Source organism: Planomonospora alba (genome assembly GCF_039534085.1).
GTDB classification, from domain to species: Bacteria; Actinomycetota; Actinomycetes; order Streptosporangiales; family Streptosporangiaceae; genus Planomonospora_B; species Planomonospora_B alba.
The window spans coordinates 1-13,912 of sequence record NZ_BAAAUT010000018.1; the positions used below are offsets into that span (position 1 = coordinate 1).

Sequence of the window (13,912 nt, forward strand, 5' to 3'; positions counted from 1 at the left end):
CGCCGGGGCGAGCCCCTGGACCCCGCCCCGGCCGAGGAACGGCCCCTCGTCCCGCGCGCCGCGGCCAACCGGCTGGCCCGCATCCTCGCCGGAGAGCAGAGCCGGCTGCTCCCCGAATGGCTGGCGGCCGCCGCCGCCCGCGGCCACCGGGTCCCGCCCCGGCTCCTGCCCGAGCTGCTCGACCACGCCGCCCGCGACCGCTCGATCCGGCCCTTCCTGGGCGTGCTCGCCGGGCGCCGGGGCCGCTGGCTGGCCGCCCTCAACCCCGCCTGGGGCTTCCTGGAGCAGGAGGCCACCGGGGACACGGCGGTCACGGGCGCCTCCGGGGCGCGGGTCCCGGCGGCCCGGCCGGAGCGCGAGATGTGGGAGCTGGGCACGGCGGGCGACCGCCGCGCCCACCTGGCCGCGCTCCGCTCCGCCGACCCCGCCGCCGCCCGCGAGCTGCTCGCCGCCACCTGGGAGAAGGAGACGCCCGACGACCGGGCCGCCTTCCTGGAGGTCCTCGCCGACGGCCTGTCCGGCGCCGACGAGCCCTTCCTGGAGGCCGCGCTCGACGACCGCCGCCGCGAGGTCAGGCACCGGGCCGCCGACCTGCTCACCCGCCTGCCGGACTCCCGGCTGGCCCGGCGCATGGCCGAGCGGGCCGAGCGCTGCTTCACCGTGGTGCGGCGCCGGATCGAGGTGACCCCGCCGGACGAGTGCGACGCCGCGATGGAGCGCGACGGCATCCGCGCCCGGCCGCCGCACGGCACCGGGGCCAAGGGGTGGTGGCTGCAGCAGATGGTGGCCCGCACCCCGCTCGCCGTCTGGCCCCGGCTGCTCGGCCGCCCGCCCGCCGAGCTGGTCCGGGCCGGGCTCGGCGACTGGACCCGGGAGGTCACCGCCGGCTGGGTCCGGGCGGCCGTGCTCCAGCGCGATCCCGAGTGGGCGCGGGAGCTGTTCGCCCGGGACCCGCTCGCCGACCTGCTGGCCGTGCTGCCCCGCGACGAGCGGGAGGCCGTGGCCGCCGCGTTCGTCCGGGGCGGGGGCCCGGTCGACCGGCGGATCCGGGGCCTGGACGGCCAGCTCATCATGGTCCTCGGCGGCGCCGGGGGACCCTGGGGCCCGGACCTGACGCGGGCCGTGCTGGGCAAGATCATCGAGCTGGCCGGCAGCCAGCCGTGGAACCTCGGCGAGCTGGTCAGGCTCGCCGGCGAACGCGCCGACCCCGCCCTGCACGGCCTGGCGGAACGGCTCTCGCCCGAACCGCCCGTCCAGGAGGTCGCCGCCCTCCTGCGTTTCCGCGACGACATGCTGAAGGAGCTCTCATGACGACAGGGCAGCCGGTGCAGCCGGTGCTGCGCGCGCACGCCGAGGACCAGTACGCCGAGGAGCTGGCCCTGCTGGCCAAGGACGACGACCGGCCCCGGCCGCCGGGCTGGAAGCTGTCGCCCTGGGCGGTGACCACGTACGTGCTGGGCGACGGCGACCGGATCACCCCCAAGTACATCGGCCCCCGCCGGATCGTGGAGGTGGCCGTGGCGACGCTGGCCACCGACCGGGCGCTGCTCCTGCTCGGCGTGCCCGGCACCGCCAAGACCTGGCTCTCGGAGCACCTGGCCGCCGCGGTCAGCGGCGACTCCACGCTGCTCGTCCAGGGCACGGCGGGCACCGCCGAGGAGGCGATCCGCTACGGCTGGAACTACGCGCGGCTGCTGGCCGAGGGGCCGTCGCGGGAGGCGCTCGTGCCCAGCCCGGTGATGCGCGCCATGGCCGAGGGCCGCATCGCCCGGGTCGAGGAGCTGACCCGCATGCCCTCCGACGTGCAGGACGCGCTGATCACCGTGCTGTCGGAGAAGACGCTGCCGGTTCCGGAGCTGAACGAGGAGGTCCAGGCGACGCGCGGCTTCAACGTGATCGCCACCGCCAACGACCGCGACCGCGGCGTCAACGACCTGTCCAGCGCGCTGCGCCGCCGGTTCAACACCGTGGTGCTCCCGGTCCCGGCCACCGCGGAGGAGGAGGTCGACATCGTCTCCCGCCGGGTGGAGCAGCTCGGCCGCTCCCTGGAGCTGCCCGAGACCCTGACCGGGCTGGAGGAGATCCGCCGCGTCGTCACGGTCTTCCGGGAGCTGCGGACCGGCGTCACCGAGGACGGCCGGACCAAGGTCAAGTCGCCCAGCGGCACGCTCAGCACCGCCGAGGCCATCTCCGTGATCACCAACGGCGTCGCGCTGGCCGCCCACTTCGGCGACGGCGTGCTCCGCCCCTCCGACGTGGCCGCCGGGATCGTCGGCGCGGTGGTCCAGGACCCGGTCTCCGACCGCGTCGTCTGGCGGGAATACCTCGAGACGGTCGTCCGGGAGCGCCGGGACTGGCGCGACTTCTACCGGGCTTGCCGTGACGCGGGCTGAGACCGGGCCCGCCGTGGCGCGGGACGCGCGGCGGGCCCGGCCGGGCGGGGACGGGGCCCAGGACCGGGGCGGGACAGGAGGCGGACGATGACCGTGCACGTCCTCGGCGTGCGGCACCACGGCCCCGGCTCGGCGCGCTGCCTGCGCGCGGAGCTGGCGCGCCTGCGGCCGGACGTCGTGCTCATCGAGGGCCCGCCCGAGGCCGACGGGCTCGTGGGCCTGGCCGCGGACCCCGATCTCAGGCCGCCGGTGGCGCTGCTGGCGCACGTGCCGGGAGAGCCGTCCAGGGCGGCGTTCTGGCCGTTCGCCGTCTTCTCGCCGGAGTGGCAGGCGATCCGCCACGCGGTCGAGGCGGGCGTGCCGGTGCGCTTCTGCGACCTGCCCGCCGCGCACTCCCTCGCCGCCCGGCCAGGGGAGCCGGACGCCCCTGGCGCGCCGCAGGACGGCCCGGCGGAGGCGGGGGCGGGTCCCCGTGCCCCCGGTGACGCGGCGGGCGGCACGGACGGTGACGCGGACGGCGGCGGTGAGGCGGCCGGAGAGACCGGCGGAGGGCCGGGCGGCGACGAGGACGGCGGGGCGCCGGCCGTGCGGACCGACCCGATCGGCGGGCTCGCCCGCGCCGCCGGCTACGACGATCCCGAGCGGTGGTGGGAGGACGCGGTCGAGCACCGCGGCGACACGCCCTTCGCCGTCATCGCCGAGGCGATGGCCGCGGTCCGCGAGGGGCACGTCCCCGAGGAGCACGAGGCGCGGCGCGAGGCCTTCATGCGCCGCACGATCCGCGGCGCGGTCCGGGACGGCTTCGAGCGGATCGCCGTGGTCTGCGGCGCCTGGCACGTGCCCGCGCTGACCGGCACGCCCGGCAAGGCCTGGGGCGCGGGCCTGCCGCCCGCGAAGGCCGACGACGCGCTCCTGCGCGGCCTGCCCAGGGCCAAGGTGGAGACGACCTGGGTGCCGTGGACCTACGGGCGGCTGACCGCACGGAGCGGGTACGGCGCGGGCGTCGCCTCCCCCGGCTGGTACCACCACCTGTTCGCCGCGCCCGACCGGCCGGTGGAGCGGTGGCTGACCGAGGCCGCCGCCGTGCTGCGCGCCGAGGACCTGCCGGTCTCCTCCGCGCACGTCATCGAGGCCGTACGGCTGGCGCACTCGCTGGCCGTGCTGCGCGGACGGCCGCTGGCCGGACTGGCGGAGGCCACCGAGGCGGTCCGGGCCGTACTGTGCGAGGGCGGCGAGGCGCCGGTGGAGCTGATCCGGCGGCGCATGGTCGTGGGGGATCGGCTCGGCCACGTGCCCGACTCCACCCCGATGGTCCCGCTCCAGCGGCACCTGCGCGCCGAGCAGCGGCGCCTGCGGCTCAAGCCGGAGGCCCCGGAGCGCGAGCTCGACCTCGACCTGCGCAAGCCGCTCGACCTGGAGCGCAGCAGGCTGCTGCACCGCCTGCTGCTGCTCGGGGTCGGCTGGGGCGCCCCGCGGCCCAGCCGGGGCAGGGGCACCTTCCGCGAGTCGTGGACGCTGGCCTGGCGTCCCGAGTTCGACATCGACCTGATCGAGGCGAGCGCCTGGGGCACCACCGTCCCGTCCGCCGCCACCGCCCGCGTCCGCGACCTGGCCGCCGCCGCGCCCGCCCTGCCCGTCCTGACGGCCCTGCTGGAGCGCTGCCTCCCCGCCGACCTGCCGCAGGCGCTGCCGGCCGTGCTGGAGGAGCTGTCGGCGCGTGCGGCGCTGGACGGCGACGTGACGCACCTGATGGCGGCGCTGCCCGCCCTGGTGCGGGCCCAGCGCTACGGCGACGTGCGCGGCACGCCCGCCGCGGGGCTGGCCGCGATCTCCGACGCCCTGCTGACCCGGATCTGCGTGGGGCTCGGCGCCGCGGCCGGCGGCCTGGACGACGACGCCGCCCGCGACCTGACCGGCCGGATCGACGAGGTGCACGCGGAGATCGGCCTGCTCGACGCCGGGGAGGAGGCGGCGGACGACCGGCCGGGGACACGCTGGCTCGGCGCGCTCCGCGGGGTCTGCGGCCGCTCCGACCTGCACGGGCTGATCGAGGGACGGCTGGTCAGGATCCTGCTGGACGCCGGGGACCTCGACACCGCCCGGGCGGAGCGGCGCATGTCCCGCGCGATGTCCGCCGGTCACCCGCCCGCCCGGGCGGCGGCCTGGATCGAGGGGTTCGTCTCGGGCGGCGGGCTGCTGCTCGTCCACGACGCCCGGCTCCTCGGCCTGGTCGACGGCTGGCTCACCGGGCTGGATCCGGAGGCGTTCGTCGGGGTGCTCCCGCTGCTGCGGCGGACCTTCGGCGCCTTCGCCGCGCCCGAGCGCCGTGCGGTCGGCGAACGGGTCCGCTCCCTGGGCGCGGGTGCCGGCACGGGCCCCGGGGACCGGGCCGGGAGCGGCGAGGAGGCCGTGGACGACGAGCGCGCGGCGGCGGCCGTGCGGACCGTGCTGACGATCCTCGGGAGGGTGTGATGACGGACGACGAGAGGCTGCGCCGCTGGCGGCTGGTGCTCGGCGGGGACGCCGACGGCACCGGGTACGCGCTGAGCGGGACCGACGCCGCCATGGACGGCGCCCTGGCCGCCCTCTACGACGGCGACTCCGGTGACGGGGGAGGCCGGGCGCGGGAGCGGGGCGCCGGGCTCGGCGCGTCCGCGCCCAGGGTCGCGCGCTGGCTGGGTGATATCCGCTCCTACTTCCCGCAGACCGTGGTCCAGGTGATGCAGAAGGACGCCGTCGAGCGGATCGGCCTCACCCGGCTGCTGGTGGAGCCGGAGATGCTGGAGGCCGTCGAGCCGGACGTCCACCTGGTCGGCACGCTGCTCTCGCTCAACCGGGTGATGCCGGAGGCGGCCAGGGAGTCGGCCCGCGCGGTGGTCCGCAAGGTCGTCTCCGAGCTGGAGAGCAGGCTCGCGCAGCGGACCAGGGCCGCGGTGACGGGGGCGCTGGACCGCTCGGCGCGCACGCACCGGCCCCGGCGGGTCGCCGACATCGACTGGGACCGGACGATCCGGGCCAACCTGAGGAACTACCTGCCGGAGCGGGGCGTGGTGGTCCCGTCCCGGCTGGTCGGGTACGGCAGGCGGCAGCGGGCGGTCCAGCGCGAGGTGGTGCTCTGCATCGACCAGAGCGGCTCGATGGCCGCCTCGGTCGTCTACTCCGGCGTCTTCGGCGCGGTGCTCGCCTCGATGCGGTCGCTGAAGACCTCGCTGGTGGTCTTCGACACCGCGGTCGTCGACCTGACCGACCGGCTCCACGACCCGGTGGAGGTGCTGTTCGGCACCCAGCTCGGCGGCGGCACCGACATCAACCGGGCCATCGCCTACGGCCAGGGCCTCATCACCCGGCCGACGGACTCGATCTTCATCCTGATCAGCGACCTGTACGAGGGCGGGATCCGCGAGGAGATGCTCCGCCGGGTCGCCCAGATGACCGCGGCCGGGGTGCAGGTGATCGTGCTGCTGGCGCTGTCGGACGAGGGCGCGCCCTTCTACGACCGGGAGAACGCCGCCGCCCTGGCCGCGCTGGGGGTGCCCGCCTTCGCCTGCACCCCCGACGCCTTCCCCGACCTGATGGCCGCCGCGATCGAGCGGCGCGACATCGGGCAGTGGGCCGAGCGCAGCCTCAGGCGCCCGGCCGGCTGAGAAGACCCGTCCCGGCGGGAGGCGGCAACGGGGGCCCGCCTCCCGCCGGGACGCCCGCACGCGGGGTGCCGGCCGCGCGGGGCCCCGGGACGTCCGCGCACCGGGGCCGGGTGGCCGGGGACGGGGCCCCGGCACGTGCCGCGGGCCCGCTCAGTGCCCGGCCGCCTCCTCCTCGGGGCGGGCCCTGAGCGGGAGCAGGAAGGCCGCGGCGAAGGCGACGGCGATCATGCAGCCGGTGACCCAGATCGTCGCCCGCATCGCCTCGGGGAAGGCCCGGCCGCCCTCCAGCAGGCCGAAGAAGAGCGTGCCGACCGCGGCGGAGCCGAGCGCGCCGCCGAGCTGCTGGACGGCGGTGAGGGCGCCGGAGGCGGAGCCGGACTCGTGCGGGTCCACTCCGGCCAGCACGATGTCGAAGAACGGCGCCATGACCATGCTCATCCCGGCGCCCGCCAGGAACAGGGCCGGGGCCAGCTGCCACGGCGTGACGTCCGTACCGGCGAGTTCCAGGGTGACGGCGACCCCGGCCAGGCCGGCCACCATGACGGCGGCGCCCAGGTGGATCAGCCTGCGGCCGGCCTTCTGCGCCAGACCGGCGGCGTGCACGCCGGCGAAGCCGAGCAGGGACCCGGCGGCGTGCGGCAGGTTCGCCAGGCCCGCCTTCAGCGGGTCGTAGCCCAGGCCCATCTGGAAGTACAGGCCCAGCACCATCGAGAAGCCGACCAGGGCGGTGAAGAAGACCAGCCCGGTGATCAGGCCGCCGGTGAAGGCACGCTTGCGGAACAGGCTCGTCGCCAGCAGCGGGTCGCCGCCCGCCCGCTGCTTGCGGACCTGGTGGCGGGCGAAGAGCGCGAACACCGCGGCCGAGGCGGCCATCGAGGCGAGGGTCCAGGCGGGCCAGCCCAGGTCGCGCCCCTGCACCAGCGGGAAGACCAGCAGGAAGGAGGCGGCCGAGACCAGGCCCGTGCCGGTGAGGTCCAGCCGGGAGGACCGCTCCGGCCGCGACTCGGGCAGCAGGGCGGCCGCCCCGGCGAGCGCGAGCAGGCCGACCGGGAGGTTGATCAGGAAGATCATGCGCCAGCCGGTGCCGAACAGGTCGGCGTCGACCAGCCAGCCGGCGAGCACCGGGCCGCCCACCGTGGCCAGGGCCATGACCGGCCCGAAGGCGCCGAACGCGGCGGCCGTCTCCTTCGGGGGGAACATCTCCTTGATCATGCCGAGGCCCTGCGGGAGCATCACGGCGCCGAACAGGCCCTGGAGGATCCGCGCACCGGTCAGCGTCTCGGGGGAGCCGGCCAGGCCGCACAGGAGCGAGGCGAGGGTGAAGCCCGCCGCGCCGGCCAGGAACATGCGGCGGCGGCCGTAGAGGTCGCCGAGGCGCCCGCCGGTGATCAGTCCGATGGCCATCGCCATGGTGTAGCCGGCGCCGAGCCACTGGATCATGCTGGTCGATCCGCCCAGGTCGGCGTGGATGGACGGGGCCGCGATGTTGGTGATCATCGCGTCGAGCAGGTCCATGACCTCGGCGGCGAGGATCACGAAGAGCGCGGGCCAGCGCCACCGGTACGGCGCGGCGGTGACGGCCGGGGGGCCGGTGGTGGCGTGGGTCATGAGGGGTTCCCTCCTCGGGGAGCGCGACGACGGACGAACGCTGTTCGGAAGACGAACATGGTTATATGAGCGAACACTGTTCGTGTCAAGCACGATGTTCGTTACGGGAATGATGTTCGTCGTCGGTACGGTGTTCGGCGGCCGGATCGCGGCGGTATACCATCGCCGCGTGACCGACATCCCGACCCCGCCCTGGCGCAAGAGCCGCAGGCCCAGCGCTCCCCGGACCGTCCTGAGCAGGGAGCTCATCGTCTCCACCGGCCTGCGGATCGTCGACGCCGAGGGACTGGAGGCGCTGAGCATGCGCCGGGTCGCCCAGGAGCTCGGCACCGGTCCCGCCTCCCTGTACGCCCACGTGGCGAACAAGGAGGAGCTGCTCGACCTGATCTACGACCAGGTCATGGCCGAGATCCACGTCCCCGAGCCGGACCCGGGGCGCTGGCTGGAGCAGCTCAGGGAGACGCTCATGGAGGCGTTCCGGGTCTTCGCCTCGCACGCGGACGTCGCCCGGGTGGGCCTGGCCAACATCCCGACCACCCCCAACGCGCTGCGCATCGCCGAGGGGCAGCTGGCCATCATGCTCGCCGGCGGCGTGCCGCCGCGGGTCGCCGCCCTGATGCTCGACCGGTTCGGCCTGTACATCTGCGCCGGCGCCTACGAGAACGCGATCTACCTCCACCGGCAGCGCGGCAGCGACAAGGACCTCGACGCCTTCATGGCGGAGACGTTCGGGCAGATCCCGGCGTTCTACCGGAGCCTGCCCGCCGACCGCTTCCCCCGCATCGTCGCCCACGTCGACGAGCTGACGGACGCGGACGACCGGGAGCGCTTCGAGTTCGGCCTCGACCTGATGCTGCGCGGCCTGGCCTCCTGCGTGGAGGAGGGCGGAACGGGGCGGCCCCCGGGTCCCGGGAGCCCCCGAGGCCCCGCAGGTCCTACGTCCAAGGGCTGAGCCGGCGGGCCGATGTGCCGGCCGGGCGCCCGCCGTACGGTCTGCCCATGACGACGACGATGATCGCTCCCCCCTCCGGGGGGATGTTCGCCCGGCGGCACCGGGCGCTGACGGTCGGCATGGTGGCCCTGATCGTGCTGGTGGCCTTCGAGTCGCTGGCCGTGTCGACCGCGATGCCGGTGGTCGGGCGCGAGCTCGACGGGATCGGCCTGTACGCCCTGGCCTTCAGCGGGTCCCTCGCCGCAGGCATGATCGCCACCGTGGCGGGCGGGCGCTGGGGTGACCTGCGCGGGCCGGTCGCGCCGCTCTGGGCGGGGGTGGCGGCCTTCGCCGCGGGCCTCGTGCTCTCCGGCACGGCGCCCACCATGGACGTGTTCGTGCTGGGCCGCTTCGCGCAGGGCTTCGGCGGCGGGCTCTTCCAGGTCTCCCTGTACGTGCTGGTCTCCCGCGTCTACCCCGCCGAGACGCACCCGAAGGTCTTCTCCCTGTTCGCCGCCTGCTGGGTGGTGCCGTCCATGGTCGGTCCCGCGGTCACCGGCCTGGTGGTCGGGCAGTTCGGCTGGCGCTGGGTCTTCCTGGGCGTGCCGCTGCTCGTCGCCCCCGCCGCGCTGCTGCTCTGGCGCGGCCTGGCCGCCGCCCCGGCGGGCGGCCCGCCCGCCGGCCCGTCCGCCGGGGAGGACGGGCCGGACGGCTCCGGCGGGCGCACGCCGATCGCCCGCAGGCTCGGCTGGGCGGTGCTGGCGGCCGTGGGCGCCGCGCTCACCCAGTACGGCGGGTCCGCGCGCGGCGCCGGCCTGCTCCTGATGGCGGCGGGGCTGGCGGTGCTGGTGACGGCACTGGCCCGGCTGCTGCCGCCCGGAACCCTGCGCGCCGGGCGCGGCCTGCCCTCGGTGATCGTCCTGCGCGGGATCGTGGCCGGCGCCGTCTTCGGCGGCGAGGTGTACCTGCCGCTCATGCTCACCGCCGAGCGCGGCCTGTCGCCCGCCCTGGCCGGCACGGTGCTCACCGGCGGGGCGCTCGCCTGGTCGCTGGCCTCGTGGATCGTCGGGCGCAGGCGGTACGACCGGGTCCTGATCCTGCGGGCGGGTCCGTTGCTGATCACCGCGGGCCTGCTGCTGGCGGCCCTGGCCGTCTTCCCCGCCGTCCCGGTGGCCGTCGCCTTCGCCGGTGAGATCATCCTGGGGCTCGGGATCGGGAGCGTCTACCCCACGCTCTCGGTGCTCGTCCTGGAGTTGTCCGCGCCGGGGCGGGAGGGTGAGAACAGCGCCTCGATGGGCATCGGCGAATCGGCCTTCACCGTGGCGGCGGTCGCCGCCGTCGGCGCGATCGTCGCCGCCTTCGGCGCCGCCGGCCCCGTCTACCTGGCGTGTTTCGCGCTGACCGCGCTGGTCGCGGCCACCGGTACGCTCGTCGCGGGCCGGACCGGGGCCTGACGGGGGCATGGCACCATTGGGAAGAACGTGCCCCTTGCTCACGTTGAAGGGTGGGTCCCGTTCGCGGGCGGGGCGCGTTCACCGGCACGGGAGGGCCGTGCCGAAGACCAAGGGGAGTCCATGCCACGGGTGTGCGAGCTGGAGGTGTACCGGCTGGTCCTGCCGTACGGCAGGCGGCCGGAGAGCATCCTCGTCCGGCTCACCGACTACGGGGGCATGACCGGGTGGGGCGAGGTCGTCGACCCCGGCCCCGGGACCTGGCCCGTCCTGGTGGAGCGGCTCGGCAAGGAGCTCATCGGGGTCGACTGGGAGCACCCCGACGAGCTGGGCGAGATCCCCGGCGGCCCGGCCGCCGACATGGCCTGCTGGGACCTGTGGGCCCGGATGCGCGGAGTCCCGCTGGCCCACGCCCTCGGCGGCAGCCGCACCTCGCTGATGGCGACCGTGCGGATCGGCGCCGACCGCAACCTGGACAGCCTGGTCGCCCGGGTCAACCGGCACGTCTGCGCCGGGTACGCGCACGTCACCATGGACGTCCACCCCGGCTGGGACATCGAGCCGCTGCGCGCCGTACGGCAGGCCTACCCGGCGCTCGGCATCGGCCTGGACGCCCGCTCCGCCTACACCGACGTCGGCGCCCTCGAGGCGCTGGACGCCTACGCCCCCTCCGTCATCGAGCGCCCGTTCGCCACGCCCGGGGGTCTGGCCGACCACGCCGACCTGCAGGAGCGGGTCGCCGCCCCGGTCCTGCTGGAGGTGTCGTCGGAGCGGGAGCTGGACGAGGCGGTCGCGGTGGGCGCGGGCCGCGCGCTGCTGATCCGCCCGGCCGCGCTGGGCTCCCTGCGGGGGGTGCGGCGGGTGCACGACGGCGCGGTGGCCGCGGGCTGGCAGATCGCCTGCGCCGGGGGGCAGGGCACGGGCCTGGCCAGGGCGGCCACCGTCGCGGCGGCCAGCCTGCCCGGGTGCACCCTGCCCTGCGACGTGGCGGAGCCGCCGCGCAGCGCGCAGATCGTCACCCCGCCGGTCGGCGCCTCCGGCGGCGTCGTCGCCGTCCCCCTCACCCAGCCCGGTCTCGGCCACGACATCGACGAGACCCGGGTCCGCCGCCTGGCCAAGGAGTCCCACCGCGCCTGACCCGTCCCCGGCGGGTCCTTTCTTCCGCGCTCCCGTGCCGGGGTCCTGAGCCGGGTCCCGCGTTCCCGCGCGGTGCCGGCTCAGGACCCCGGCACGGAAACGCGGGACCCGGCCGGAGACGCGGAAGAAGGGACCCGGCCGGTGAAGAGCCCGTGCCCGCGGTGACCGGCACCGCGCGGGAACGCGGGACCCTGCGGAGGGCGGGGACCGTACGGCGGCCGGGAGCGGTCAGCTGCAGCCGTCGGTGATGTTCTTGGGGGCGGCGGGGTCGGCGGGCTTGGCGGTGGACCGCACCGCGGGCTTCGTGGGCTTCGCGGCCGGGTCCGCAGCGGCCCCGGCGGTCGGCGTGGCGGCCGGAGAGGACGCCCCGGCGGTCGGGGCGGCGGCGGAGGAGACCGAGTCCTGGATGGCCTTGGCGGTGACGGTGCGGATCTTGGCCCAGTCGGGGTAGCCGGTGTTGATCAGCGGCGGCACGAACTGCACGCTGGTCACCTTGGCGTTCTTGACCTTCAGCGCCAGCGGGACCAGGTGCTCCAGCATCGGGCGCGGGATGTCCGTCCTGATCAGCTCCCTGGTGGCCAGCGCGATCCGGTTGAAGCGGGCGAGCACGGTCGCCGGGTCGGCCTGCTGCAGGAGCGCGCCGAGCACGCAGCGCTGGCGGCCCATCCGGCTGAAGTCGTCGCTGTAGGTGCGCGAGCGGGCGAACCACATCGCGTCGGCGCCCTTGAGCCTGCGGGTGCCCGCCTTGACCACGCCCTCGTTGTACTTGCCGAAGACGACGTCGTGCGGGACGGTGATCGTCACGCCTCCGATGGCGTCGATGAGGCGGGCGAAGCCCCACATGTTCACCAGCGCGTACCAGTCGATCTTCAGCCCGAGCGTGTAGCCGACGGTGTCGATCAGGACCCGGGCGCCCTGCTCCTTCCTGCCGCCGAAGATCTCCGGGTGGGCGTCGGCGTACTCCCAGACCGCGAAGAGCAGGTCCTCGCGGCCGCCGCCGGGCCCGGCCGGGAGGCGGAAGCCGTTCGGGAACCGCTTGGCCATCGGGCTGCCCGGCACGAAGCGCACGTTCTCCAGGTTGCGCGGGAGGCTGAACAGGACGGTGTTTCCGCTCGCGACGTCGATGCTGGCCACGTTGATGCTGTCGGTCCGCACGCCCGGCCGGTGGTCGTCGGCGTCGCCGCCGAGCAGCAGGATGTTCACCCGGGTCCGGCCCACCCACGGGTCCTGTCCGTCGCCGCCGGAGGCGCTGGGCAGCGGTACGGCGGGCGCGGCGAAGACGCCGTCCAGCATGGCCTGGGAGGCCGCGGTGTACTGCCCGGCGAGCCCGAACGGCAGCAGCACGGCCACCGCGAGCACGCCCGCGACCGTGCCGGACACCGCCTGCCCGGCGGCGGGCAGCCTGCCGGGTTCCAGCACCATGAAGGAGTGCACCACCAGCGCGAACCAGGCGACCCCCAGGGCGAGGGCGCCCACGGTGAGCGCGGTGAGCCAGGAGGACGCCAGCAGCCGCCCGGCCAGGACGCCGAGGTCGGAGGTGAGCCCCACCCAGAGCAGGACGAGCAGCGCCGCGGCGTAGACGGACAGCAGGGTCAGGCCGGTCCGGCGCCACCCCGCGCGCAGGTGGGCGGCGCCCGGCGCGATGACCGACAGGGCCGTCCATCCGATGACCGCACCGATTCCGGGCGGCGTTGATCTGTCCCGCACTGCTCCCCGTTCCCCGCACTCCCCTGCCCGCGCGCATTCCCGCGCCGCAGAGGAGATGGTAGGCACAACCGGCAGGCCGGGAGGCGAAGAGTGAGTGAACACATCAGAAAAACATCCCGATTAATCCGGACATTTGACTGGAATAAGATTCGGTCATGTCTTTCACGGAGATCGAGTACGACGTGGCCGACGGCGTGGCCACCATCACGCTCAACCGTCCGGAGCGCCTCAACGCCTTCACCTACGTGATGCGCGGCGAGCTGATCGAGGCCTTCGACCGGGCGGACGCCGACGACGGGGTCCGCGCGGTGGTCGTCACCGGCAGGGGCCGGGCCTTCTGCGCCGGCGCCGACCTCGGCGGCGGCGGCGACACCTTCAACCACCGCGAGTCCGGTGAGATGTTCGGCGGCGCCGACACCGTCGACGGCTCGCCCCGCGACGGCGGCGGCACGGTGGTGCTGCGCATCGCGCGCTCCCTCAAGCCGGTCATCGGCGCGATCAACGGCCCGGCGGTCGGCGTCGGGGTGACCATGACGCTGCCGATGGACGTCCGGCTCGCCTCCGACACGGCGAGGTTCGGCTTCGTCTTCGCCCGGCGCGGCATCGTGACCGAGGCGGCCTCCAGCTGGTTCCTGCCCCGCGTCGTCGGCATCTCCCAGGCGATGGAGTGGGCCGCGACCGGCCGGGTCTTCCCCGCCGCGGAGGCGCTCGAAGGACGCCTGGTCTCGAAGGTCCTCGCCCCCGGCGAGCTGCTCCCGGCCGCCTACGCGCTCGCCCGCGAGATCGCCGACAACACCTCCGCCGTCTCGGTCGCCGCCATCCGCCGCCTCATGTGGGCGGGCCTGTCGGCCTCCTCCCCGTGGGAGGCGCACCGCGCGGACTCCAAGCTCATGCACGTCCTGGGCGCCGCCCCGGACGCCGCCGAGGGGGTCACCTCCTTCCTGGAGAAGCGCCCGGCGGCGTTCCCGATGAAGGTCAGCACGGACCTGCCGGACGCCGTCCCCGACTGGCCCGCCGACCCCTACGGAACGGTGTGAGAGC

General features: G+C 75.6%; 10 protein-coding genes. 8 read left to right on the forward strand and 2 right to left on the reverse strand.

Annotated elements, in window-relative coordinates; translation table 11 throughout:
- The 4 genes from ABD823_RS12950 to ABD823_RS12965 all read left to right on the forward strand — a co-directional run.
- On the forward strand, positions 1-1,311 hold a 1,311-nt coding region (locus tag ABD823_RS12950), incomplete at its 5' end, for a DUF5691 domain-containing protein (RefSeq protein ID WP_344859163.1).
- Entirely contained in the window at positions 1,308-2,393 is a 1,086-nt protein-coding gene (locus tag ABD823_RS12955) for an ATP-binding protein (protein ID WP_344859165.1), read from the forward strand. The genes ABD823_RS12950 and ABD823_RS12955, both read left to right, overlap by 4 nt.
- Before the next feature lie 87 nt (positions 2,394-2,480).
- Positions 2,481-4,865 carry a DUF5682 family protein gene (locus ABD823_RS12960; protein ID WP_344859167.1) on the forward strand — a complete coding sequence of 795 codons (2,385 nt, stop codon included), beginning with the start codon at positions 2,481-2,483 and terminating at the stop codon, positions 4,863-4,865.
- On the forward strand, positions 4,865-6,037 hold the full coding sequence (locus ABD823_RS12965; protein WP_344859169.1) for a VWA domain-containing protein: 1,173 nt from the start codon (positions 4,865-4,867) through the stop codon (positions 6,035-6,037). The genes ABD823_RS12960 and ABD823_RS12965 overlap by 1 nt, the downstream gene beginning before the upstream one ends.
- A gap of 150 nt (positions 6,038-6,187) precedes the next feature.
- On the opposite strand, the gene ABD823_RS12970 is transcribed toward ABD823_RS12965, so the two are convergent.
- Positions 6,188-7,645 (reverse strand): MFS transporter, encoded by a 1,458-nt coding sequence (locus tag ABD823_RS12970; RefSeq protein WP_344859171.1) that lies wholly within the window; start codon positions 7,643-7,645, stop codon positions 6,188-6,190.
- 169 nt (positions 7,646-7,814) lie between these two features.
- Between ABD823_RS12970 and ABD823_RS12975 the strand changes: the two genes are divergently transcribed.
- The 3 genes from ABD823_RS12975 to ABD823_RS12985 all read left to right on the forward strand — a co-directional run bounded on the left by ABD823_RS12975 (position 7,815) and on the right by ABD823_RS12985 (position 11,164).
- Positions 7,815-8,597 carry a TetR/AcrR family transcriptional regulator C-terminal domain-containing protein gene (locus ABD823_RS12975; RefSeq protein WP_344859173.1) on the forward strand — a complete coding sequence of 261 codons (783 nt, stop codon included), beginning with the start codon at positions 7,815-7,817 and terminating at the stop codon, positions 8,595-8,597.
- Positions 8,598-8,644: 47 nt separating this feature from the next.
- Positions 8,645-10,030 carry an MFS transporter gene (locus ABD823_RS12980; protein WP_344859175.1) on the forward strand — a complete coding sequence of 462 codons (1,386 nt, stop codon included), beginning with the start codon at positions 8,645-8,647 and terminating at the stop codon, positions 10,028-10,030.
- A 120-nt stretch (positions 10,031-10,150) separates the two neighbouring features.
- Positions 10,151-11,164, forward strand: coding sequence for an enolase C-terminal domain-like protein (locus ABD823_RS12985; protein WP_344859177.1), 1,014 nt, complete (start codon positions 10,151-10,153; stop codon positions 11,162-11,164).
- Positions 11,165-11,392: 228 nt separating this feature from the next.
- Here the strand turns inward: ABD823_RS12985 and ABD823_RS12990 are convergent, their stop codons facing one another.
- Complete coding sequence (locus tag ABD823_RS12990) at positions 11,393-12,871, reverse strand: LCP family protein (RefSeq protein ID WP_344859179.1); 1,479 nt, start codon at positions 12,869-12,871, stop codon at positions 11,393-11,395.
- A 155-nt stretch (positions 12,872-13,026) separates the two neighbouring features.
- Between ABD823_RS12990 and ABD823_RS12995 the strand changes: the two genes are divergently transcribed.
- Positions 13,027-13,908, forward strand: a complete 882-nt coding sequence (locus tag ABD823_RS12995; protein WP_344859180.1) for a crotonase/enoyl-CoA hydratase family protein — start codon at positions 13,027-13,029, stop codon at positions 13,906-13,908.
- Positions 13,909-13,912: the final 4 nt, after the last annotated feature.